The organism is Armatimonadota bacterium (assembly GCA_028871815.1).
In the GTDB taxonomy this organism is placed as follows: Bacteria; Armatimonadota; Chthonomonadetes; order Chthonomonadales; family Chthonomonadaceae; genus REEB205.
On record JAGWMJ010000003.1, the window covers coordinates 314,348 to 337,516 of the forward strand.

The window sequence follows — 23,169 nt, forward strand, 5'->3', positions numbered from 1 at the left end:
GCTAAAACGAGGGTCTACTGCGGTATCTGCTCCTGCCCGGCAGTCTGGTCCAGGCGCTGCTGTGCGGCGTCGCGCTCCGGCGTGCCCGGTGCCAAAGCGATTGCCTGGAGCCATTTGGCGCGGGCGCCATCGGTGTCGCCCTGTTGCTGCAGTGCGTCGCCCGCCCGAATCAACTGCTGAGCTTGCAACCGTTGCTGTTCTACGTATCCATCGCCGACTGCGCCGGTAGCGTCGGAGGAGGGGCTTTCGTCGACACGGGCTGGAACCGACACACCGCTTTGCGAACCTGCCTGCGTCCGTTCCTGATCGGCGTTGCTGGTCTGACCAAGTTCCGTCAGCACACGTGCGTACTCCACGTGCGCGTTGGCGGCGGCGCCGTTAAGCGCGATCGCCTTGCGACACCATCCTGCGGCCGCATCCAGCTGGGCCGCCTGGTCGGCATGCATGGCTAGCTGCAGGTACGTGTTATAGAGGTTCGCGGTGACGATACTCCGATCCGGCTGCGGCGGATCCTCGCGGAGCGCCTTTTCGAACAACTTTGCAGCTGCTGTATATCTTCCCTCGTTATATGCTGAGTCCCCGCGCTGTATCGCGACCCGGGCACGGGTCAGAAGCGAGCTCTGCGCGTACTCGGAGTATCCGTTCACCACACCAAGCACACCGAACGATAACAGCAGCGCGATGGCAGCGCCCGCGGCGAGACAAATGAGTATGAGCCGCGCCGCCGGACTGAGGCGGAGTGGTTTGCGTCGCCGGCGCGCCGCCGGCTGGGCATTAAATGCCAACACCGTTTGGCCACTGGTAATAGGTGGCGGCGGCGCGGAAGTCATGGGAAACGGCGTTGAGGGGAGCGGCAAGCCGGGATGCCCCATGCTGGGTTCAACCGGCGGCGTCAACCATCGTCCCGAGATCGCCGCTTCGGCCTCATTCAAGGCCGCGTTCATCTCCTCCGCGGAGCGATACCGCGCCTCCACCGGTTTGGACATTGCACGGCGAGCAACGGAGTCGAGCGGGCCCGGAACCCCGCGCATCTGCGCCGGCTCACTGTTCATCACGGACCACGTGATTGAGACCACGGAATCGCCCAGAAATGGCTTATGTCCGCTTAACATCTCGTACAGCACCACGCCGGCCGAAAACAGGTCGGACCGCGCGTCGATTGCGCCACCGGTAATCTGCTCTGGCGACATGTAACTTGGCGTTCCATAAACCTGGCCGGCATTCGTCATGTTTGGCTCTTCGACCAGCCTGGCGATGCCGAAATCCGTAAGCTTAACGTGACTGCCAGGCAAAAGCTGAATGTTGTCAGGCTTGATATCGCGATGCACTACGCGGTGCGCGTGCGCATACTGCAGCGCGTCGAGCACCTGACGCATGATCGCGATCGCGTCCAGAATAGGAACGGCGCCCTGGGTCTGGAGACGTTCGCGCAGCGACTGGCCGTCCAGGAACTCCATCGCAATAAAATAGCGGCCATGTTCTTCGCCGTAGTCATATACCGAAACGATGTTCGGGTGACTCAGTCGGCCGGCTGCTCGTGCCTCGCGATGAAACCGCTCAATCCGGTCGCGTCGCGCTTGCCCGGCAAGGGTGGGTGCGATGTTGAGCTCTTTGATTGCAATTCTGCGGCCAAGTGTTACGTCTAGCCCCTCGTAGACAATATCGTTGCTTCGTGCAAGCTCGCGAATGATACGATATTTTCCGCGAAAGAGATCCGCCACTCCGTACTCCGTCTGGTGGAGCGCCTGAATGCAGGCGCACAACGACTCACACCCTAGAGACTGGCTCACAGGGCCGGTTGTCATTATACGCCGATTCGCGCGTGAGCTGTGCTCGGAACGCGGTATTACCGAACCCAGCCACCCCGGCAGGAGCGTATGATATACTGGACAAGCGTGCCGAGGTGGGTGCGCCGTTACCCGGGAACGAAACCGCGCTCAGCACGATCATGGGACTTCATCCGCTTCTCTCCGCAATGCGCGGTCTGGTCACGTGGGCCGGCGCACTCGACGTACTGGTGGTGGCATGGCTCATCTACCGCCTGCTTTTACTCGTGCGCGGTTCGCGGGCCATGCAGATCCTCGGTGGTCTGTTGACCCTGGTGCTGGCCCTGTTCGTCAGCGAGAAGCTGCAACTCAACACACTCAACTGGCTGCTGCACCAGGTGCTTCCGTTGGGGCCCGTTGCACTTGTTATTCTCTTTTACCCCGAATTGCGCCATGCCCTGGAGGAGTTCGGCCCCAGGTTCTGGGGCATGGGATTGCACCGCAACAGCCCCGATGACAACGCCATTGAGGCGGTGGTATCGGCGCTTACCGGGCTCAGCGATAGCAAAACGGGCGGTTTGGTCGTGTTTGCTCGTACCACCGGATTGGACGAGATCATCGCATCGGGAACGCCACTGGATTGCGCGGTATCGCCCGCGATAGTGGAAACCATTTTCCACAAAGGCACGCCACTGCATGACGGCGCAGTGGTCATCAAAGCCGGGCGGATCGCCGCTGCCGGCTGCATTCTGCCGCTTACAGACCGCCCTCGGCTGGATGCGGCTTTCCACACGCGTCACAAGGCCGCTTTAGGTATGTCCGAGAACAGTGATGCTGTTGTGGCTATTGTGTCGGAAGAGACCGGTACGATATCCTTGGCAGTTGGCGGCAAGCTGATTCGCGGCCTGCGTGGCGACTCGCTTCGGCGCCGTCTTGACGCCCTCCTTTCGCCTCAAGACCGGCTGCCCTCGGTCGTAAGCCTGCGCAAGGTCGCCCGACGGCACGCGCAGCCACGCCCAGAGGAGGACGACGCGCCGGCCGACCGACCGCACGCCGGAGCTGGCCACCGATGATCCGCTTGCGACAGAACATTGGCCTCAAACTGTTCTCGCTCCTGGCTTCCGTAATGCTCTTCTACTATGTACAACAGGAGCGCGACCCGACCGTCACACGGACACTGGTAGCTACCGTGGTGCAGCAGAAGAAGCCGCCGAATGTGGACGTACAGAGCGACGTACAGCAGATTGGAATTACCGTTACGGGACGCAAATCGGTAGTAGACCGGCTGAAGGATGGAGACGTTCAGGCCGTTGGCGACCTCACCGGCATAACGTCGCGCGGCACGACAACGCAATTGATACGGCTTGCCTACGTGCTGCCGGCGTGGCTTCATGCGCGGCCTACGGACCTGTCGATCGATCCGCCGGTAGCCACGATGCGCATTCAGGTCTACCCGCCGCGCGTTCGAACGATGCTGGTCCGCGTTCAGTTTCCATCGGACCCACCCGCCGGATTTCGATACGGCCCGTACCGGGCGACACCCCAGCGCGTTACCATCGCCGGCCGCGCCGACCGTGTCGATCGAATCGAACAACTGGTTGTATATGCCGAGCCGTCTGAACCCGGCGCCCAAATCGACGGTGACTTTGCGGTGACGCCCAGAGATATCGATAACGATCCGGTGGAGAATGTTGCGCTCAGCCCACCCAGTGTGCGGGTTGTGGTGCCATTGGTCGCCGAGCCATACTCCAAGACTGTGCCCGTAAGCCCCAATATCATCGACCTGCCGACGCCACCGAACCACCTTGCCGGACTGGCCGTAACGCCACCTACCGTCAAGATCACCGGCAGGCCGGAAGTGCTCGACACCATCTTCACGATCACCACGATGCCGGTCGCCCTCCACAGCGAAACGGCCACGCGCTCAATCTCTGTCGGGCTTGCTGCACCAGCCGGCGTGACTGTGCTCGACCTGACCGGCAAACCGGTTCACTCGGTTATACTTAATGCTACCGTTGCCGCAGTAACGCCTCCGAAGTCCCAACCAACTATTCAACAGCCACAACTCCCTAACATTGGCAACCACTAAGCGCCCACCACGAGCCAGGCGGCGCCGCCGGCCCGGCATCTCAACCACGCGCATTCTTGATACCGCGTTTGAGCTGCATCGATCTGAGTTACGCTGGCTGGCGCCGGCAGTTGCCGTTTTCTATGTTCCGGCGATGGTGGCCAGTAACCTTATCACGGCATATGGCATCACGCCAATCCAGCACCAATTCGCTCAAGGCGGTTTGAACGACGCGGGCCGGCTGACGCGCTTCATCGCCGACGTCTTCCTTGCCGGGAGTCCCAACGGACTGTTTCCCGGCTTGATCAATTGGGCGGCGCTTACCATGGCTATGGTGCCGGTGACAATCGGCATCGTCCAGAAACTGAATCTCCAGGAAGTAGACCTAACGCACGTTCTGAAGCGCAGTTCGGTGAGCCTGCCGGCATCAGCGCTAGCCGCAACCCTCGGACTGTTTGTAACCGCATCCGCGGCATGTGCAACCGCATTCGTAACAGCGGCATGTGCAACCGCATTCGTAACAGTGGTGCTTGGCGTTATGGCACCGGTGAGTCATAGGCCGGCTCCTGCCCTGGTTACCGTGTTCGTTGTGCCGTTTTACTTTGTCTGGATCGTGACCACGGTGTGGGCTGCCGCATGGATCTACACCACCCTGTTTGCGTTCTTGCCAGCGATAATGGCTGTGGAGCATCCGCGGAAACCGATCGATCTCGGACGAAATGAACGGATTTCCCAACAGGCCGGAAGATATGCGGCAACAGCGACGGTAGCTATTGCTATACTCATCTCACTACTGATTCAAGTCCTGCTGCTTAGCGCCATCCACTCGTTGGCGCAGTTGCTCGGTTGGAGCGGATCTTCCCTCATGGCGCTCAGTGGTTTCGCCGACTTGGGTGTTGCCCTTCTGGTACAGCCGTACTGGTTGCTTGCAACCGCACTCATCTATATCGAGACGCGCCGGATCCGCGAAGGCTGGCAGCTGATGCCGGGTGAAGCGGATGCGCCCGTCAGCGTTATGTTTGCCGGCGCCACTTCGAGCCAGGACAGCGCGGCTTGACGGCGCTGCAGATTCGAGTCGGCACGCCGATATCACGGTGTGTCTGGCGCCTGGCGCCGATATGGCTGGTGACCTGGATGGCGGTGCCGCTCGGCGCGGCGGCGCAAACTCCACAGCGCATTCACCAGGATTTGCATGCGATTCTGTCGTCACACGCCTTCCACACCGGACCTCTCAAAGAGAGCGACCTCAATCGCCGTGTAAAGGGCTTTGCCGATTGGTTTGCCCAGCACGCACCCTGGCTCCGGCGCCTACGGTTGGCTCCGGCGTTCGGGCCGGGATGGAGGATACCGTCAACGCCTGGGCTGCAGTGGCTGATAGTGCTTACCACGTTCGGCGTAGCGGTTTGGCTCCTCCTCAAGTTATGGCCAAGCATACGGGCCGCTCTCACCAACCGCACTCGGCGCACGCGCGCCGGCCGGTTCCCACCGGTTGAGGTAAAGCGGGCGCCTGCAGCCGCAACTCCGGAATCGCACCTCGAAACAGCGCGCGACCTGGCTAGAAACGGCGAGTATCGCGGCGCATTCCGCGAAGCTTACCTCGCCTTGCTGGGACTATCCGCACGAGCGGCGGGGTGTGGCCTTTCTGACGGATGGACCAACGTTGAGGCCGTTTTGCGCCTCACTCCGCTGCTTCCCGCATCCATCTCAACGCCTCTATCCAGGCAGACGGCACAGTTCGAACGGATCTGGTATGGCAGCGCAGTTACGCACGCAGACCAGGTGGCGGCGTGTATTTCGGAATGCAGCCGGATAATTCAGCCACACGTGCCGGTGGACGCCTGACCGTTGACGACCACAAGGCACTCATCCGGTCCGGCGCCGTCGCAGCTCGCATCGGTATGCGTGTTGACCGCCGTGTGCGCAGCCTTCGGTCTGTTTCGACTTGCCCTGGACCGTGCCGTAGCGACGCCGTCCAACGCGGCAGCGCCCTCGGTTGGTAGCGCCACGCCGGCGGGTGTTAAAGCAGCCTACGAACTGATGCGTGCCGAAGGCTATCGCGTAGGCACCTGGAACGCCGGATTCTCCAAACTTCATCAGAGCACCGCAGCAGTGCTTCTTGTAACACTACCTATCCAGCAGCCAATCACGATGCAGGAGGAACAAGATCTGAGTCGGTGGGTACGAAATGGCGGTACGCTCGTCGCGTTCTTATCACGGCGCGGCTCGGCCGCGCTCCTGGCCTCGATGCCGGCAGGTTTGCAACTGGCTGCCGGAGCCGGGTACGACTCCGGTGGGCCGGTGAGACCCGTGATCGATACCTTCCGCTTCGGCCCGCTGGCGCCGGCCTCTGCAAGCCGGCTCGAATTGTCGCCACACTCCGCCTGGACGCCGATTTACGTGGACACCGGCGGCGTACTCGTAGCCACCGCAAGATCGGGAAAAGGCCGTACCATGGCAGTGGCGGATGGCGGAATCATCTCAAACCGTACGATCGCCGAAGCGAATAACGCGGTTCTGCTCGTGAGCAGCGGACGCGTACTGAATTACACGCGAACATCGCGCATACTTTTTGACGAGTATCACCATCAGAGCGGCAGAACTTCGCCATTACCTGAAGTCGGAATGTGGAGGTTGGCACCGCCGTGGCTGAAGTACCTCGCCGTTGCGCTCGTCGTTCTCGGCCTGTTCTCCCTGGCTAGCGCTCAGTTCTGTATACCGCCGGTGGGCGCGGTCACCCCTCGAGCAGAGGGAGCTGCCACGGATTACCTCGAGGAGCTTGCCCGCTGGTACCAGCGCTGCCACGCGCAAGCATGGGCGCTGTCGGCACTGAACGCATACTATTTCCAGCAGAATCCGGCATCGGGCGGATCTGCGGCCGACGAGCCGCAGATCGGCCTGTTGGAGCACGCACGGATGCTGCATACGCGCTGGAAGAAAGGGACTGACGCATGACGGCCATCGACGACATCGATCCCGAAGCTGAACAGCGATCCGTTTCCGTGGCAGTGGTCTGCGCCGCGATCCGCCAGGAGGCGCATCGCGCGCTCGTCGCTCAGGACGAACTACTCGACAGCTTACTGATCGCGCTGCTCGCTCGTGGGCATGTGTTGGTAGAGGGACCGCCCGGAGTCGCCAAGACTCTTGCCGTCCGCGTGCTGGCCCGCTGCCTGGGTCTCTCGTTCGGGCGTATCCAGTTTACACCCGACCTGATGCCGGCAGACGTTCTCGGATCCTCCATCTACGATCAGGCTGCGGGGACGTTCCGATTTCGTCCAGGTCCGCTGTTTGCCTCATTGATTCTGGCAGACGAGATCAACCGAACGCCGCCACGGACGCAATCTGCGCTGCTGGAGGCTATGGAGGAGCGTCACGTGACTGCGGATGGCGTTGTGCACCACCTCGGCGAATTCTTCATGGTATGCGCCACGCAGAATCCCATCGAATTCGAAGGCACCTATCCGCTGCCCGAGGCACAACTGGACCGCTTCCTTCTGAAAATCAAGGTTGATTATCCGAGCGAAGCGGACGAGTGCATTTTGCTGGACCGCGTGCGCGACGGGTTTAGAGCAGACGTTCTGGACGCCGTCGGCTTGAGGAGAGTTGCGGGAGAGACCGAGCTTGCCGCGTGCCGTGCCGAGGTGGACCGCGTACTGGTCTCCGACGATATCTGCCGTTACATCGCTCAGCTGGTTCGTTCCACGCGGGAGCATCCAAAGACGATGCTGGGCGCCAGCCCACGCGCAGCGGTACTGATGCTCCACGCAGTAAGGGCAAGCGCCGCGATGCGTGGCATCCAATTCGCCACCCCGGATGACGTGAAGCGCGTCGCATTACCGCTCATGCGCCATCGGCTGTTGATCGATCCCGACGCAGAGTTAGACGGCGTCACGCCCGACGCAGTCATCTCGGAGCTGCTAGCATCCGTACCGGTTCCGAGGTAGACGGCCCAGGCAGGCCACGCAATGCCTCAAGACGACGCCAGCCGCCTCCCCTCCGTCATTCATCTGCTTCGGCCCGCCGCCGGTGGTATGGCAGTTCACGTGCGGCGCCTGGCACAGGGTTTGACCGGTATTGGCGTACCATGCCGGCTTGCGGCTGACCAAGCCACGTTGACTGCGGTGAACGCGCCAGGGTTGCCGCAGATCCTTCTGGAACCGTTTCCCGGAAACGCGTGTTTCGGAACGGTGCCACCTGACCTCGTGGCCGCGTCGCGGGACGCCGACATTCTCCACGCTCACGGACTGCGCGCCGCTCTGCCGGCGCTGCGATGCGCGCGTCGATCGGGCATCCAGGTAGTGCTGACCCTGCACAATGTTCCGGGCAGCACGTCGGGCGCCGAGATGCTGGTCGCGCGCACACTCGCGCGAAGGTGCTGCCGCGTGATTGCCGTGAGCGATGCAATTGCCCGCACACTCCGTTCGCCAGGTAGGGTGCGGGTGGTCGTCAACGGCGTGCCGATTCCTGAATGCGATGATCTTCCAAAGTTGCGTGAGATAAGTCGTCAGCAGCTCGGCGTCGGTCCAGACGTACCGTTGGCAATTGCTGCCGGGCGACTGGCGCGCGAAAAGGGCTTCGACATCCTGCTTCGAGCTTGGGCAGAAGTTAAATCCCGAATACCGGCCGCCGAATTGCGGATAATCGGTGCTGGGCCGGAGCATGGGCGCCTGAGACGCCTTGGTCAAAGTCTCGGCGCCGATGCTCATGCGATACTCGCAGGCCCCGTTCCGGAAGCTTCGCTACTGCTGTCCGGTGCAGACGTGGTGGTGGCGCCGTCGCGGTCGGAGGGCCAGGGGCTCACCATCCTTGAGGCAATGGCATCCGGCGTGGCCGTCGCGGCGTCAAGGACCGGCGGCCTGGTCGCCTCTGTCGAAACTCCACGGTCGGGATTACTGTTTGAACCCGGCTCAACCAGAAGTCTGCAAGAGGCGCTGCTGCGCCTGCTCACCGACGCAGCCCTCCGGCGCCGGCTGGCGTGCAACGGGCGCGCGGCCGCGGAAGCAAGTTACAGTGTGGAGCGTATGGCGCACGATACTGCTCTACTCTACGCCGAGGTCCAATCATTGGGCCGACAAACATGACGAACCCTGCAGTCCCAATTCCAGACGGTTCGCTCGTAAGGACTGCCATACAACTGGGATTCACGCTTCCGCCGGATGCGGAAGGACAAATCGCCACGTTTGGCCGTATGCTGTATGAAACAAACACCCACACCAACCTCACGCGGATACCGGAATCGGACTACATGACGCTGCACGTGCTGGATTGCCTCGCGATTGGGCTGTGTCGCGAGTTCCATCAGGCACACTCGGTCATCGACGTCGGAACCGGCGCCGGCCTGCCGGGGATTCTGCTCGCGATAGCCATGCCACAAACAGAGTTCCTGTTGATTGACGCGCGCAGTAAAAAGATCGACTTCGTAAAGGCTGTGATATCGGCACTGGGAATCGCAAATGCGCGGGCTCTCCATATTCGCGCTGAGGATCATCCTCGATCGACTGCCGTGCAATTCGATATGGCCGTATCGCGCGCCACCGGGCCGTTGGAGCGCGTACTTACGGCGACTGCCGGATTGGTGAAACGCTCCGGGATGGTAGCGGTATGGAAGGGACCCGGGCTCACGGCTGAGTTAGCCGGCGCCGGCACAGGCCCGAGAGGTGACCTGCAACGCGTCATTGAACTAACCCTGCCGGGCACAGACATTTGCCGCCGCATCGCACTGTTCCGAAGCCGAACGCCGGAACCTCGGCGCGCCAAAGGAAAGGTTGGTTGATATGAGATATCTGCTGGCCCTGGTGGCCGCGGCCTCGATGCTGGCAGCCGTGCCGCGGCACACCGCTTCTCATCGCCGCCGCGAGCATTTTATCGTTACCATTATTGCCACTTCCGGTACGCAGCGCATTCAGGCGTTTACGGATCAGACTCCGCCGATGGGCGGTTACAACGCTCGCCCGGTTTTGCGCGTGGTGGCCGGCAGCCAGGTTCACCTGGAATGGAGCATGAAGAGCGCCTTTCCTCACGGCACGATGAAGGGCGTTGGCGTCCACTTTTTTGTCGTTCACGAGCAGGCTGTGAACCAAAAGCCCGTGCCGGATCCGGCCGGGCCGGCCGGAGTACTCGATAACCTCTTCACGATGGACTACCCGCCGTCGGCCGCATCCGCCGGCGCTGCAACGATCCGCCTGACGGATGCCGGCGACTACCTCGCGCGGATACAGAGCGAGAACACGTGGCAGGTGCACGGACACGAACACTTCTCCGCGCTCGATATTGTGGTGTCGCCACCGCCCGCCCGCAATTGAGCGAACATTCCGGCAATGCAACTCCGTCATTATTCTACAACGGTCAACTGTTCGGGAATCCGACCGCATAGCGTGAATTGCGTCACACCATCGATGTGACCTCCATTACGCCATCTCTGCGGAACCATGCAGGAGTCCGATTAACGTTTGCGGAATCGAGGTGGTACCGGCCTCCGATGCCGGAACACGACCACAGGCAGGGCACAGGTGCCCGCCACAACAGGAGGGGAGTTCCGAATGCAACGTCGACGTGCGCATGGCTTTACCCTGATCGAGCTACTTGTAGTTATCGCTATTATAGCGATTCTAGCAGCGATCCTCTTCCCCGTTTTTGCTCAGGCACGAGAAAAGGCACGAACGATCTCATGTCTCAGCAACCTCCGAGAGATCGGCCTCGGCTTTCAATTATATGTACAGGATTATGACGAGACGTTTCCGATAAACCTGTATCTCACCAATGACCCGGCAACGGGTGGATTGTGCAGCGCCTCGACCTGGTCTGAGACCGTCGCCTACATCAAGAACGGACAGATATGGAACTGCCCGTCGGACGCACACGCGCTTAATGTAACGCTCGCGTTCTCGGTTATCGGGCTGCCGCCACCGTGTACATCCACACCGCCGGTCACTACCATCAGCTATCAGCCAAACTATGCGGTGGTCGATGACGGTGATCCGAATCCGATATTTGGAAGCGAAATGGACAGGCCGGTCAAGCGTCTTGCCGATATACAGTGGCCGGCTGATACCAGCGTCATCGCAGACGCCGCCGTGACGCTGCCCGGGGGCACGGCAAACTACGGACTGTTTGACTCGCCGATACAGACGCGCCATACGGGCACCGTGAATTCCGCATACGCCGATGGGCATGCCAAGGCAGTGCACACGAGGCCAAACCTCGGAACCAACGGTGTTCAGTTAGGTGGCAACCAGTTGGATGGGTATCCGATTCTCGACTGGATCGTCACCGATGCTGGCCCATACAACGGCTCGGATGAACTGTGGGGCATTCCGTACAAAGACGGCAACGGCAACTGGCAGCTGGGGAACTAGCCAAAGTCACGCCATCGAGCGTCGGCGCTGCCGCGCTCCTGTCATGCCTGCCGAGTTGAAACGCCTCAGTTCCGGCGGTCTCAGTTCGGCAGGCACAAGGTCGGGTACGCGACCCGGGATGCGGCTTTCGGCTGCCGCTATTCTTCGGAGCACAGCAAGGGCAGAACCGCACCAATGGACGGTAGTTCGCGGAGGCAAGTGACCCTGGACGGTACACTGCAGGAACAGAGTCCGCAACTTGCACGTCGTTCAATGAGGAGTGAAGGATGCTGAAAAATCGAGAGGTTCCGGCGTGGGCTATCCCTGCAGCAATCGGCGTAGGCGTTGTGCTGCTCATTGTGATGTGCTACCGAGCGCTCACCGGATACAATACGCCGCCAGGAAGCTTCCGCCCGGTGCATGCCAACATGTACAACTTCCACAACGAAGCGATGGCCGGCCATATCGGTAACAGGCACCTGAAGCAGCAGAACAATGCGCAGGGTTCCGCTCCTTCCGGTCAATAGCTGGTCATCGGTAGATATCGAGCGTTACAAAGACGGGCAGCTGTCCTGGGTGGACAGCTGCCCGTCTCAGTTTGAACCAGAGCGAACGTGCGTGCCTTAGCTGTTTACGGCAGCCTCGCGCGCAACCGTTGTATCATCGTCGTCGCCGCCGGAGAACGATCCGGACGCGGAACTCCGCTTGCTGAACGTGATCGCGCCTGCCAAAAGCACACCGGCGACACCACAAATAACCAGCCGTGCTCCAATAGATAGATCGCGCGTAACCACACCGGCAATGAGGATTCCGGTGAGGTTCATTACCTTGATCAGCGGGTTAAGTGCCGGTCCGGCTGTATCCTTGAATGGATCACCCACGGTATCGCAGATGACGCCAGCCTCGTGGTTCTTGGTGTTCTTGCCCCCAAACAGTCCATCCTCGATCTTCTTTTTGGCGTTATCCCAGGCGCCGCCCGAGTTGGAGAGCAGAACGGCCATCAACTGGCCGCTCACGATGGCTCCGGCCAGATATCCGCCCAGCGCTGCCGCACCGATGTCCGGCCGCCGGAAGCCGAGCCCGAAGCCCACCAGTATCGGCAGTGAAATAGCCAGGATGCCGGGGCCGAGCAGCTCCTTTTGCGCCGCCGCAGTTGAAATCTGGACGCACCGGGCATAGTCCGGCTTCTTGGTGCCCGCAAGAATGCCTGGCTCCTTGGCGAACTGCCGTCGAACCTCCTCGATCAGCAGGGTTGCGGCGCGACCGACGGCATTGATCGCGAATGAAGAGAACAGAAACGGCGCGGCGCCACCGATGAGCAGGCCGACGAATACCTCCGGCACATCCAGCGGTATGCCGAAAATCCGATGCTGGCTCAGCAAAGCGGCCAACGTAGCCGGATTGGATGGCGGCAAAAGGCCGGCATCCGTCATGAACGACCGGAACAGCGCCACAGCCGCGATGACCGCCGTGGCGATTGCAAAGCCCTTTGTCAGAGCCTTGGTGGTATTGCCTACGGCATCCAGCCGGCCCACAATCCGATCACCGCCGATAGAGCCAACGGCCTTACCGCGGCCCGCAGCCGCATCCTCTTCAAGCACCTTGGACATCTCGAAGATACCGTTGGCATTGTCGGTTATGGGGCCAAAAGTATCCATCGCCAGTATATAACCAGTCGTCGATAACAACCCAAGACCCGACAGTGCGATTCCGTACGCGGCCAACAGTGGATCGCCGGCAAATACGGCAAGCGCGATCAGCAGCGTGATGCCGATGGCCACCACGCTCCAAACCGAGCTCTCCAGGCCGAATGAGAAGCCGGAGATAATCATCGTGGCCGGCCCGGAGCGGCTCTGCATGGCGATCTCAGTTACCGGACGCTTCTCCGTGCTGGTGAAGTACTCGGTGAGCCAGCCAATCGCGATTGCGAGCAAGATTCCGGCAAAGGTACAGAGGAAGAACCGCCACCACTGGTACACGATATGCCCGGTTCCATCCGGCAAGGGCACTTCGATCCCGTGCTGCCAGAAGCCGCCGCTTCCCGGCTGGTTGAAATAGAAGAACGCACAGAACGCAAATGCAATTACCGCAACAAGCGCCGATACACGGAAGCCGACGTTGATCGGCTGCATGGCGTCCATATCATCACGATCTTGCCCGCGCACGGAGAGCACACCAACAATGGATGCCACGACTCCGGCCGCACGTACGATAAGTGGATACATCACAAGACGCAGGGCCGTGTCGCGCAGAGTGGCACCTAAACCGCCTGTGAATGGCACAATCGCCGCGCCGAGAATGATGGCGGCCACCAGCGTGACCTCGTAGCTCTCGAACACATCGGCCGCCATACCGGCGCAGTCACCTACGTTATCTCCCACGTTATCGGCGATGGTCGCAGGGTTGCGTGCGTCGTCCTCGGGTATCCCCGACTCCACCTTACCCACGAGATCGGCGCCTACATCCGCCGCCTTTGTGAAGATGCCGCCGCCAACGCGCATAAACAGCGCTGCGAGAGATCCGCCGAAGCCAAAGCCGACCAGGATGAGCATGGCCTCCTGACGATAGATGATAAATACGAGGCAGGCGCCGATAAGGCCAAGCCCAACGGTCATCATCCCCGATACGGCGCCGGCTCGGAAGGCCGTTTCCAAAGCGCCACGAAAGGTGGTGCGCGCCTGGTTCGCCGTACGTTGGTTGGCGATCGTCGCCATACCCATGCCCACGTAACCGGCGGTGTACGATGCGGTCACACCCAGAATGAAGAAGAGAGCTACGCCAAGCGCTTCCTTGAGGCCATATCCCAGATTGGCCTGGCCACGATACAGGAAGAACAGGCCGACAGCAATAAGCGCCACGAGCAGCAGCATCGTTTTGACCTGCTGGCTGAGGTAGGCTAACGCACCGTCGCGAATCGCCTGCCCCACTTCCTGCATCCGGTCGGTACCTGGGCTCTGAGAAGCTACAGACTTGTACCAGAAGAGCCCGGCAAGCACCGAAATGATGCCGAATGCAAGCACCACATAGATGAGGAGCATGTCCTGATGCCGGAACGGCGGCAGCTTGACAGCCTCACCTGCGCTGGCGGCCGACGGGGCTAGCAAAAGGATGGCTCCGATAAGGGGCGCCAGCCACACAGAAGCGTTGGCCAGGCTGCTGCGCCGCGGTCCGGCGCAGCGGCGGTCATTTGTCACGTGACGATTCTCCTGATTGCCAAACAACGAGATGGGAGTAAAAGGAACAACCGAAGCATTCTGCTTCTACGGGCGTAATTATATGCCACCAGCGGCGATATTGTCAAGCCAATTGGCAGGTGGCCTGGCGCCGACATTCGACACGAGTAGCCTACTCGTGTCGCACGGCTTCAATGGGATCCATCCGCGCGGCGCGTGATGCCGGCAGCACGCCGAACGCAAGGCCGAGTCCGCAGCATACCACCAGTGTCAGCCCGATCAACTGCCCGTTCAACACCGGTGCGAGCGGTGCAAACCGGGCAATGAGCGCGCACGCCAGCGATGAGATGGCGAGGCCGATGATGCTGCCGACCACACATATCGCCATTGCTTCGGTCAAAAACTGCCAGAAGAGATCGGCGCGCCGAGCGCCGACCGTCTTGCGTATGCCAATCTCGTTTGTGCGCTCGTTTATCGAGAGCAGCATCACGTTCATGATCCCGATGCCGGCAACCAGCAGTGAAATCCCGGAAACCAGTACCAGTAGCGCTTGAACCATATTGAGCAGCCGGATGACCAACGCCAGACCGCGCTTTTGTGTAATCACGCCAAAGTCGTTCACACCGTGATGGGAAGCGCGCAGAGCCGCATCCATCGCATCAATCATGCCGTCTGCCGGATGAAGGTAGTCGGTCTTCAACACGATTCGGTTCACCTCGCCGCCAGGGAAGAGATGGTGCGTAATCCCGAGCGGCAGGTATACAAGATCACCAAGTCCCAGCAGATGACTGCCAAGCAAACCCTCATCGTCGGGCCGTTTGAGCACCCCGACGACGCGGAACGCCTGGCCACGCACCCAAACGCGACGACCAACGGCCGGAGCAGCCCCAAACAGATCGCGGCGCGGACGATCTGCCAGCACGCAGACTTTGGCATCGGTCTCACCAGCTGTAAAGTACCGACCGGCCACAATTGGCGATGGGTTCATCCGCATTCCGCCGGAGCTTGTTGCAACAACGAAGGCGGCGTGCGCACTTCCGCGCGTCCGCGAGGCAGAGCCGGCCACAAATATGACGGGCGACGCGGTAACCACACCGGGCACTCTCTTAAGTGCGGCGGCATCTGCCGCCGTCAGGGTCGATATGCCCATCATCGCCATGGGATTGGGCTGGCCGCTGGAATTCAGTTGGCCGGGAACAACAATAACCACATTTGCGCCGAGGCCCTCTAACTGCGACCGCACTTCGCGCTTTACACCCTGTAGAACCGCAGTGATGGTTACGATGGAGACAACACCGATTACCACGCCGGACACGGTGAGTAAAGTGCGCGCGGGATGCGTACTTATTGACTGTGCTGCGCTGCGAAGGGCTGCCGAGGCAGCGGCTGTACGGCGGCCGCTCTGAGAGACTGGCTGGGGCATGAGAAGTGAGGGCTGGTGCTTAGGTTACCACGGTCGAACCGGCGTTCGGTAATGACCGCGAGGCTTTGCAGTATAATGAACGACAAGATGACGCGCAAAATTGTGAACGGCATAGCGCTGGTGCTGTCGGCATTTGGAGCCGTTTTGGCCCTTCTGCTTACCATTGAGCACTATTCATCGCAGGTGTCGCTGCCTTGCGGCCTGCATCGCGGTTGCACCGATCTCTTGAAGAGCCGGTTCGGGCAGCTGGGTCCGCTGCCGACCGCGGCTCTGGGAGTTCTGATGTACGGCGCGATTTTGGCGCTCACGATAGCGGCCATGCGGAGTCGTGCGTCAGCCTCCGGAGACGGCGCCGGGCCAGATGCGGCTATTGCGCGCGCCGAGCGGTTTGAGATGATCCGTGCAGTGCTGGCGGCATGCGGCTTCGTGGTTTCGTGGCTGCTCCAGTATGCCGCGCTGTTCGTGCTCCTGGGCTTTTGTCCGTACTGCTTCACCAGTGCAATTACGATCACAATAATTGCTCTGGTTACTGTGTGGCACCACTTCCTGGTGGGGCGCAGGATCACAGGTGAACAGAAGCTCCTTGGCGGAGTTTGCTTCTTTCTGCTTGCCATGTTCGGCGTGCTGTTCTGGCCCGTCATTGCAGCGCAGTGGCACGTGGTTCACGACAATACACCGCGGCCCGTGGAGATCCTGTCGCAAACGTTGCTGCCCCCCGGCACTCACTTTCTTGGTGAGCCTACTGCCAAGTTCACCCTGGTGGAGTTTGGTGACTACGAGTGTGAGAACTGCAAGTTGGCCGTCAACACAACGAACAGCATCCTGATGCAGCGCCCCACACAGGTTCGCATTGCATTCCGGAACCTCCCGCTTCCGATGCACCCGTTTGCCAAGCTGGCTGCGCGCGCTGCGGAAGCGGCCGGACTTCAGCACAAGTTCTGGCAGATGCATGATGAGATTTACGCCCACCAGCAGGATATGGGTAACGGCACGTACAGCGAGGCGAATCTGATTGGCTATGCCAAGAGCCTGAATCTCAACATCCCTGAATTCCAGCGCGATATCAACTCGCAAGCCGTGCGGGAGCGCATTCAGGTGGATATGCAGGCCGCGCAACAGATGGGTCTGGACGCGACGCCGTCGTTCGTACTGCTCGGCCCGCATTCAACACGGCCCTGGACCTTTGCCGGCACTCTCCAGTTGGCACAGGCAATGGATAACCCAAACCTCCCAATGTGGAAACAGTAGTGGTAAAGTCGCGGCTCGCGCTCGTTTTGGCCCTGATGATACCGGCAGTGGCGATACTCTGCTTACCGTCGAAACCTGCGCTGGCGGATGGATTGGCATGGGCGACCGGCCAGGTATTGAATGCCGACCGGCAGCCAATCCCGGACGCGACCGTGGTCCTCTACGATGATAAGGACCACGTGGTCGATTATTCGCGGACCGACCAGGATGGCGAATACGCTCTGGCGGTGCCGGTTGGACTTCTGCATCTCCCTTCGCACCACGGAAAAGGGTTCATCTCGAGCGTTTTCACCGGCGTCACCCGATTTGTTGGTACCACGGCCGGATTCGTGGCGAACCCCATTCGGGCCGGCGTCCGCGCCGTCACAGGAGCCGAGGCAGCCTTGAACCCCGACATAATCTCCAAGGGTGAGATTGAGGCAGGGGGCGCTGTTGCCGATCGCCTGCTTTTTGGCGCTGAGCCGCGCGCGCGCAAAAAGGCAATCGTTCAGGAACGCCAGATGCCCGGCTCACTTTTTCTCAAAGTTGTTGCACCAGACGCCAGCGACATGGTTGCCGTCGACCAACTCTACTGGATCCAGCACGAGATCCCCACACGGGGCGAGAAACATCCGCCGGAGTTTTCGGTCTGGCTCGATCCGGTTCGTATGGAGCCAGACAGCGCCGTCAAGCCGTCGCAGCCCCGTCACAAGTGGCTCTGCTTCAAGGATCCGCGCGCTGAGCCCGGTGTGGTGGAGCGTGGCGAAGTGGCGCGACTACAGGTAAGCTTGCCGGCCCCACCGCAGCCGGCGACGCCGGTAATCGTGGTCGCGAAAGACGCCCGCACCGGCAAGATCTATCAGTTGGTGCAAACTGAAGGCAACACCTACGAAGCGGATATACACTTTGATCGGCGCGCGCCGTTGGACGACCACCTATTTGCTGTAGTTGCGTACGCACAGCAGCCTTCCAAACCAGGAAGACGCAAGAATGTTGAAGGGGCAATTGACCATGCAAAGCTCTTCGATCCTAAAGTTCCTTATCTCTACGACCCGCTGCTCGTAGCGAGCCGTGACCGGGCAATCATAGACGTTACGGTGGTAGATCCACGCAGCTATCGGCGGCCCTGACCACCAGCCCACACGCCTTGGAGCCTCATTGCATACGCATCGGCACGCGCGGCAGTGCGCTTGCCACTGCGCAAGCCGCCTGGTTTGCCACGCAGCTTGTAGCCGCTGTACCCGGCATCACACCACGAATCGTGGTCGTGCAAACGCAAGGTGATGTGAATCAGCGCCATGACGCGTTTCAGACCGGGGAGCAGGGTCTGTTCGTGCGCCGTCTCGAAGAGGCGCTCGCTGACGGATCGATCGATATTGCCGTGCACAGCCTGAAGGACCTGCCTTCGGAGCTTCATCCCGGCCTCTGTATCGCCGCGTATCCCAAACGCGAGGATCCGCGTGACGCTATCGCCGCGGGTGAAACCGCCGATCTCTTCGGTCTGCAGAACGGAGCGCGAGTCGGCACCTGCAGCCCGCGCCGTACCGTTCAGCTTCTCGCGGCGCGCGCCGATCTCCGCATACTGCCGATACGGGGCAACATCGACACGCGACTCCACAAACTGCGCCAGGGCCAATACGACGCGATCGTCCTTGCCATGGCGGGTCCGCTGCGCCTGGGACTGGATATGGCAGAGATGACGCCCCTGCCGGAATCGGTCTGTCTGCCGGCGGCCGGGCAAGGATGTCTTGGCATCCAGACGCGGGAAGGGGACACTGTCACCCGCGGCCTGGTAGCGGCAATCGACGATCCGGACTCACGGCGCGCTGCGTTGGCGGAGCGCGCATTTATGAGAGCGTTGGGCGCAGGCTGCACCACCCCGACGGCTGTTCTGGCACGGCCACATGGCAGCAACCTGGAAATCTCGGCCATGCTGTCATCACCAGACGGCGCGCACATACACAAAAGCACGGTCACCTCAGCCGGCCTCGATAGCGATGAGCAAGGAGCGGCACTGGCGCACGCGATGCTGCGCCGCTCTGGTCACGACCTGATGCGTGCAACAACCTGAATGAACTACAGAACTGACTTTCTGGTCATCGGCAGCGGATTGGCCGGTCTGACTTTTGCGCTCACGGCTGCTGAACACGGCGATGTTGCGCTGTTGACAAAACGCGCCTCCACCGACGCCAGCAGCAGCTGGGCACAAGGAGGTATCGCGGGCGCCTTCGCCGATGACGACTCCTTCCAGCTGCACGCACAGGATACTATGACCGCCGGAGCTGGCCTCTGTCACGCCGATGCTGTTGATGTGCTCGTAACTGAGGGACCAGCGCGCATCATGGATCTGATCAGCCTTGGCGCCCGCTTTGACACGCAGTTGTCGGGTCACGGCGATACAGAGCTTGCTCTCGGCCGCGAGGGCGGTCACTCAAGAAACAGAATTGTCCACACGGCGGACTATACCGGACGCGAGTGCGAGCGGACACTCCTGGAGGCGGTGCGCAGGCATGAACGCATAGAGATCTGTGAACATCTATTCGCTACCGACCTGATCGTGTGCAGCGCGGGCTCGCAGACAAACTGCACCGGCGCCTGGGCGCTGGATACGCGGACGGGGGCCACTATCGCGTACACAGCGCGAGCAACGCTGCTAGCCACCGGAGGCAGCGGCTGCGTCTACCGACACTCCACCAACCCCGAGGTTGCGACGGGCGACGGCGTCGCCATGGCGTGGCGTGCCGGTGTGCCCGCGGCCAACCTTGAGTTCGTGCAGTTTCATCCGACCACACTTTACGCTCCGGGCCATCGCGCATTTCTCATCACGGAAGCGCTTCGCGGCGAGGGCGCCATACTGCGGAACGGCAATGGCGAAGCGTTTATGCAGGTCCGCCATCCACTGGCCGACCTGGCTCCGCGAGATATCGTGGCGCGCGCCATCGTTGATGAGATGGCCGCAACCGACGCGCCGAATCTCTTTCTGGATGCCACTAGCATCTCGCCTGCCGTGCTGGCTTCCCACTTCCCTACCGTGTCGGAGGCGTGCCGACGTTCCGGCATTGATATCGCCACGCAACCGATCCCAATCGTACCGGCGCAGCATTACCAGTGTGGCGGCGTGGTCACAGACCTGAACGGAGCTACCTCGGTCGGCGGCTTGTATGCCGCCGGCGAGGTGGCGTGCACCGGCGTCCATGGCGCCAACAGACTGGCATCCAATTCGCTCCTGGAGGCAATGGTCTTTGGCTACCGCGCGGGTCAGCATGCAAGCGAATATACCGTTTCGCGCTGTAACGGCGTGCCGTCACGGGAACCGCAGGCACAGGAGTCCCGAGAGCCATGGCGGATCGATGAACTCAGGTCGCAAACGCAGGATGTGATGCAGCGGCACGCCGGTATCGTCCGTACTTCCGCCGGGCTTGCGCTCGCCGCAGAAGAGCTGGCGAACGTAGCCGAGCAACTGGAGGCGCTGGACGGCGGCATGGCATGGCACGAGGCGCGGAACATCGCCACAACGGCCCGGCTGGTTGTAGCGTGCGCCGCGATGCGCCGCGAAAGTCGCGGACTGCACTACTGCACCGACATGCCGGAAAGCATTGAATCCGAGCGGCATGACTCGGTCCTCACGAGATGAGCGCTGCAGCACCCGGCCTGGTTTGGCTGGTCGGGGCCGGACCGGGCGATCCCGACCTCATCACGGCGCTTGGTTCAAGGCTGCTTGGCATCGCCGACGTCGTGGTTTACGATGCGGCGGTGCAACAAGCACTTATCGACGCGGCGCCGGTCACAGCGGAGCGGATACCTGTGGCGGCTTCCGGAGACCCTGCTGCTGCCGCCGGAGGTACCGCCGGCGTTCTGGTTTCACGTGCGCTTCAGGGTAAATCGGTCGTCCGCTTGTTTGTGGGCGATCCGTTTGTTTTCAGCTGTGGCGCTGAGGAAGCCCTTGCATGCGCGGCGGCCGGCGTAGAGTTCAGGGTTGTACCGGGTATCTGCGTTCCACTTGCTGCTGCAACGTGTGCCGGAATTCCGCTGACGCACCGCGACGTGGCCTCTTGCTTAACGATGACGGCGGCCGAAGTTGATGCCGCGAACGACTCGCTACGAGCCTGGCGGGGCATTGCTGAGGCGGCAGACACCCTGGTCTTTCCGATTGCAGCCGGTAAAGCCGGTGAGTTCACGCGGTTGCTCACGGAGAACGGACGAGACCGTAATTCGCCGGTTGCATTCATCCATTCAGCGTCGCTCACGGATCAGCGTGTTACCACCAGCACGCTCGGCGCCGCAGGCGATCTGACCGCGGAATGCAGCAGCATCCAGGATGTTGTGTGCGTGGTTGGCGACGCTGTACGCCTTCGCGAGTCACTTAAGTGTTCCCGTGAAAGAAAGGGACACGGACTATCTGGAAGGCGCATTGTAGTAACGCGCTCTCAGGATCAAGCCGGCGGACTGGCGGCCGATCTCATTAAGGCTGGAGCGGACGTGGAGCTGTTTGCCTGCATTCGAATCGAACCCCTGGACGATTACACCTCGCTGGATCGAGAACTGTTGAACGCCGCCGCTTACCGCTGGGTGGTATTTACCAGCCCAAACGCGGTAGAGGCCGTTGCCGCCCGGCTTGACGCTTTGCACTGCGACGCTCGGCTATTTGCTTCCAGTCGCATCGCTGCAATCGGCCAGGCTACCGGCGCCGCACTACGCCGGTGCATCGGGCTACTCGCGGATTTCACACCGCGTACGGCGTTGGCCGAGGGCCTCATCGACGACTGGCCCGACAGAGACTTCAAGGGTATGCGGGTTTTGTTGCCGCGCGCTGTGGAAGCGCGACCGCTGCTGCCACAGTGGCTCGAAGAGCAAGGAGTGTCGGTCACCGTTGCAGCCTGCTATCGGACGGTGCCGGCAGGCGCTTCCGCTGCGAATCTGTGCCAGGAGATCGCCGCTGGGCGCATCGATGCGATCACCTTCGCATCCGCCTCTACCGTGCGGGCTTTCGCGGCCGCCATAGAATCTAACTCACCCGGCAGCGCCAGACTGCTGTTGAAGGATGTGGCGCTTGCAGCAATCGGTCCAGTGACTGCGGACGCGCTGCACGCATTGGGCCTTACGCCGAGCATCGTTGCTACGGAACATTCAATAGCTGGATTGGTCGCCAAGATGGAGGAGTATTTTGGAACTGTCGATCACCACGCGCATGCGCCGCCTCCGGACGTCACCGGCGATGCGCAGCCTGGTTCGTGAAACCAACCTTTCACCGGCCAACCTGATTCTGCCGTTGTTCGTTCACGAGGGAGACACAAGTGTCCCGATCGAGGCGATGCCGGGCGTCAGTCGCCTGACACTCTGCGACATGCAGCGGACGGTGGAGCGTGCCGCGGCGGCCGGTTTGGGTGGGGTGATGCTTTTTGGCGTACCGTCCGTCAAGGACGAGACCGGGAGTGAAGCGTGGAACCCTTGCGGTATAGCCGCTCGAAGCATTGAAGCCGCAAGACAAACGGCGGGTGACACACTGGTAGTGGCCGCCGACGTGTGTTTGTGCGAGTACACCAGCCACGGGCACTGTGGCGTTGTAGAAAGTGGTGCCATATCAAACGACGCCACAGTGAAACTTCTGGCCCAAACAGCAGTCTGTTATGCTAACGCTGGAGTCGATATCGTGGCGCCATCCGACATGATGGACGGACGCGTCGCTGAAATCCGGAAAGCTCTGGACCGTGAGACCTTCGTGAATACGGCTATAATGGCGTACAGCGCCAAAACGGCGAGCGCGTTTTATGGCCCTTTTCGTGAGGCGGCCGGCAGTACACCGGCCTTTGGTGATCGTCGCACCTATCAAATGGATGCTGCAAACGGACGGGAAGCGATGCGGGAGATGCAAGTCGACGCAGACGAAGGCGCCGACATTTTGATGGTCAAGCCGGGACTGCTTTGCCTGGATATACTTGGCGAAGCGCGTCGGCGGTTTGACCATCCTCTTGCCGTTTACAATGTATCCGGTGAATACTCTATGCTCAAGGCGGCTGTACGGGCCGGATGGCTGGATGAGTCTCGTGCCGTGGAGGAGCTTCTGGTCGCGTTCCGCAGGGCCGGCGCTGACATAATACTCACCTACCATGCCTTGGAGTACGCGGAGCGAGTTCGAAACATTCATTGAGACGCGATGAGCCCAACCGATGCCGGTTAATCC

Annotated in this window: 20 protein-coding genes; 17 read left to right on the plus strand and 3 right to left on the minus strand. The window is 61.1% G+C overall.

The annotated features are described in order from the left end of the window. Positions 1-14 precede the first annotated feature (14 nt). Positions 15-1,805: a protein kinase gene (locus KGJ62_05835; protein MDE2126091.1), complete on the minus strand. Its 1,791-nt coding sequence runs from the start codon at positions 1,803-1,805 to the stop codon at positions 15-17. Between the two features lie 98 nt (positions 1,806-1,903). Between KGJ62_05835 and cdaA the strand changes: the two genes are divergently transcribed. The 11 genes from cdaA (at position 1,904) to KGJ62_05890 (ending at position 11,692) form a co-directional block, all read left to right on the plus strand. Further along, complete coding sequence (gene cdaA, locus KGJ62_05840; GenBank protein MDE2126092.1) at positions 1,904-2,839, plus strand: diadenylate cyclase CdaA; 936 nt, start codon at positions 1,904-1,906, stop codon at positions 2,837-2,839. Continuing rightward, positions 2,836-3,855 carry a hypothetical protein gene (locus tag KGJ62_05845; GenBank protein MDE2126093.1) on the plus strand — a complete coding sequence of 340 codons (1,020 nt, stop codon included), beginning with the start codon at positions 2,836-2,838 and terminating at the stop codon, positions 3,853-3,855. Before cdaA ends, KGJ62_05845 begins: the two co-directional genes overlap by 4 nt. Then, on the plus strand, positions 3,842-4,891 hold the full coding sequence (locus KGJ62_05850; GenBank protein MDE2126094.1) for a hypothetical protein: 1,050 nt from the start codon (positions 3,842-3,844) through the stop codon (positions 4,889-4,891). Before KGJ62_05845 ends, KGJ62_05850 begins: the two co-directional genes overlap by 14 nt. Continuing rightward, a complete protein-coding gene (locus tag KGJ62_05855) occupies positions 4,888-5,676 on the plus strand; it encodes a DUF4129 domain-containing protein (protein ID MDE2126095.1) in 789 nt (262 codons plus the stop codon). Before KGJ62_05850 ends, KGJ62_05855 begins: the two co-directional genes overlap by 4 nt. Positions 5,677-5,679: 3 nt before the next feature. After that, positions 5,680-6,786, plus strand: a complete 1,107-nt coding sequence (locus KGJ62_05860) for a DUF4350 domain-containing protein (protein ID MDE2126096.1) — start codon at positions 5,680-5,682, stop codon at positions 6,784-6,786. Then, positions 6,783-7,775 carry an AAA family ATPase gene (locus tag KGJ62_05865; protein ID MDE2126097.1) on the plus strand — a complete coding sequence of 331 codons (993 nt, stop codon included), beginning with the start codon at positions 6,783-6,785 and terminating at the stop codon, positions 7,773-7,775. Before KGJ62_05860 ends, KGJ62_05865 begins: the two co-directional genes overlap by 4 nt. A 21-nt stretch (positions 7,776-7,796) precedes the next feature. Further along, positions 7,797-8,912 (plus strand): glycosyltransferase family 4 protein, encoded by a 1,116-nt coding sequence (locus tag KGJ62_05870; protein ID MDE2126098.1) that lies wholly within the window; start codon positions 7,797-7,799, stop codon positions 8,910-8,912. Further along, entirely contained in the window at positions 8,909-9,604 is a 696-nt protein-coding gene (gene rsmG, locus KGJ62_05875) for a 16S rRNA (guanine(527)-N(7))-methyltransferase RsmG (GenBank protein ID MDE2126099.1), read from the plus strand. The genes KGJ62_05870 and rsmG overlap by 4 nt, the downstream gene beginning before the upstream one ends. Before the next feature lies 1 nt (position 9,605). After that, positions 9,606-10,133 (plus strand): hypothetical protein, encoded by a 528-nt coding sequence (locus KGJ62_05880; GenBank protein MDE2126100.1) that lies wholly within the window; start codon positions 9,606-9,608, stop codon positions 10,131-10,133. 237 nt (positions 10,134-10,370) lie between these two features. After that, positions 10,371-11,186 (plus strand): prepilin-type N-terminal cleavage/methylation domain-containing protein, encoded by an 816-nt coding sequence (locus KGJ62_05885; GenBank protein ID MDE2126101.1) that lies wholly within the window; start codon positions 10,371-10,373, stop codon positions 11,184-11,186. Positions 11,187-11,452: 266 nt separating this feature from the next. Beyond that, positions 11,453-11,692: a hypothetical protein gene (locus KGJ62_05890; protein MDE2126102.1), complete on the plus strand. Its 240-nt coding sequence runs from the start codon at positions 11,453-11,455 to the stop codon at positions 11,690-11,692. 96 nt (positions 11,693-11,788) lie between these two features. Here the strand turns inward: KGJ62_05890 and KGJ62_05895 are convergent, their stop codons facing one another. Together KGJ62_05895 and KGJ62_05900 are read right to left on the minus strand one after the other, a co-directional pair. Next, positions 11,789-14,203 (minus strand): sodium-translocating pyrophosphatase, encoded by a 2,415-nt coding sequence (locus tag KGJ62_05895; GenBank protein MDE2126103.1) that lies wholly within the window; start codon positions 14,201-14,203, stop codon positions 11,789-11,791. A 307-nt stretch (positions 14,204-14,510) separates the two neighbouring features. Beyond that, on the minus strand, positions 14,511-15,644 hold the full coding sequence (locus tag KGJ62_05900; GenBank protein ID MDE2126104.1) for an ABC transporter permease: 1,134 nt from the start codon (positions 15,642-15,644) through the stop codon (positions 14,511-14,513). Positions 15,645-15,848: 204 nt separating this feature from the next. Here KGJ62_05900 and KGJ62_05905 point away from each other — a divergent pair, with 204 nt between their 5' ends. From KGJ62_05905 to hemB, 6 genes are read left to right on the plus strand one after another with little or no spacing between them, the layout of a single operon-like run. Continuing rightward, positions 15,849-17,009, plus strand: coding sequence for a vitamin K epoxide reductase family protein (locus KGJ62_05905; protein ID MDE2126105.1), 1,161 nt, complete (start codon positions 15,849-15,851; stop codon positions 17,007-17,009). Next, complete coding sequence (locus tag KGJ62_05910) at positions 17,009-18,118, plus strand: carboxypeptidase regulatory-like domain-containing protein (GenBank protein MDE2126106.1); 1,110 nt, start codon at positions 17,009-17,011, stop codon at positions 18,116-18,118. Before KGJ62_05905 ends, KGJ62_05910 begins: the two co-directional genes overlap by 1 nt. A gap of 17 nt (positions 18,119-18,135) precedes the next feature. Beyond that, complete coding sequence (gene hemC / locus KGJ62_05915) at positions 18,136-19,059, plus strand: hydroxymethylbilane synthase (protein MDE2126107.1); 924 nt, start codon at positions 18,136-18,138, stop codon at positions 19,057-19,059. Beyond that, positions 19,060-20,622, plus strand: coding sequence for an L-aspartate oxidase (gene nadB, locus KGJ62_05920; protein ID MDE2126108.1), 1,563 nt, complete (start codon positions 19,060-19,062; stop codon positions 20,620-20,622). Beyond that, a complete protein-coding gene (cobA, locus tag KGJ62_05925) occupies positions 20,619-22,223 on the plus strand; it encodes a uroporphyrinogen-III C-methyltransferase (protein ID MDE2126109.1) in 1,605 nt (534 codons plus the stop codon). The genes nadB and cobA overlap by 4 nt, the downstream gene beginning before the upstream one ends. Next, a complete protein-coding gene (hemB, locus tag KGJ62_05930) occupies positions 22,177-23,136 on the plus strand; it encodes a porphobilinogen synthase (protein MDE2126110.1) in 960 nt (319 codons plus the stop codon). Before cobA ends, hemB begins: the two co-directional genes overlap by 47 nt. Positions 23,137-23,169 lie beyond the last annotated feature (33 nt).

Excerpts from the sequence above, each read along its gene's own strand:
- KGJ62_05895 (MDE2126103.1), bottom strand. The coding sequence starts at position 14,203 with ATGCTCCTCATCTATGTGGTGCTTGCATTCGGCATCATTTCGGTGCTT.
- cobA (MDE2126109.1), top strand. The coding sequence starts at position 20,619 with ATGAGCGCTGCAGCACCCGGCCTGGTTTGGCTGGTCGGGGCCGGACCG.
- KGJ62_05845 (MDE2126093.1), top strand. The coding sequence starts at position 2,836 with ATGATCCGCTTGCGACAGAACATTGGCCTCAAACTGTTCTCGCTCCTG.
- KGJ62_05880 (MDE2126100.1), top strand. The coding sequence starts at position 9,606 with ATGAGATATCTGCTGGCCCTGGTGGCCGCGGCCTCGATGCTGGCAGCC.
- KGJ62_05835 (MDE2126091.1), bottom strand. The coding sequence starts at position 1,805 with ATGACAACCGGCCCTGTGAGCCAGTCTCTAGGGTGTGAGTCGTTGTGC.
- KGJ62_05890 (MDE2126102.1), top strand. The coding sequence starts at position 11,453 with ATGCTGAAAAATCGAGAGGTTCCGGCGTGGGCTATCCCTGCAGCAATC.
- KGJ62_05905 (MDE2126105.1), top strand. The coding sequence starts at position 15,849 with ATGACGCGCAAAATTGTGAACGGCATAGCGCTGGTGCTGTCGGCATTT.
- KGJ62_05870 (MDE2126098.1), top strand. The coding sequence starts at position 7,797 with ATGCCTCAAGACGACGCCAGCCGCCTCCCCTCCGTCATTCATCTGCTT.
- KGJ62_05865 (MDE2126097.1), top strand. The coding sequence starts at position 6,783 with ATGACGGCCATCGACGACATCGATCCCGAAGCTGAACAGCGATCCGTT.
- hemB (MDE2126110.1), top strand. The coding sequence starts at position 22,177 with ATGCGCCGCCTCCGGACGTCACCGGCGATGCGCAGCCTGGTTCGTGAA.
- KGJ62_05885 (MDE2126101.1), top strand. The coding sequence starts at position 10,371 with ATGCAACGTCGACGTGCGCATGGCTTTACCCTGATCGAGCTACTTGTA.
- rsmG (MDE2126099.1), top strand. The coding sequence starts at position 8,909 with ATGACGAACCCTGCAGTCCCAATTCCAGACGGTTCGCTCGTAAGGACT.
- nadB (MDE2126108.1), top strand. The coding sequence starts at position 19,060 with ATGAACTACAGAACTGACTTTCTGGTCATCGGCAGCGGATTGGCCGGT.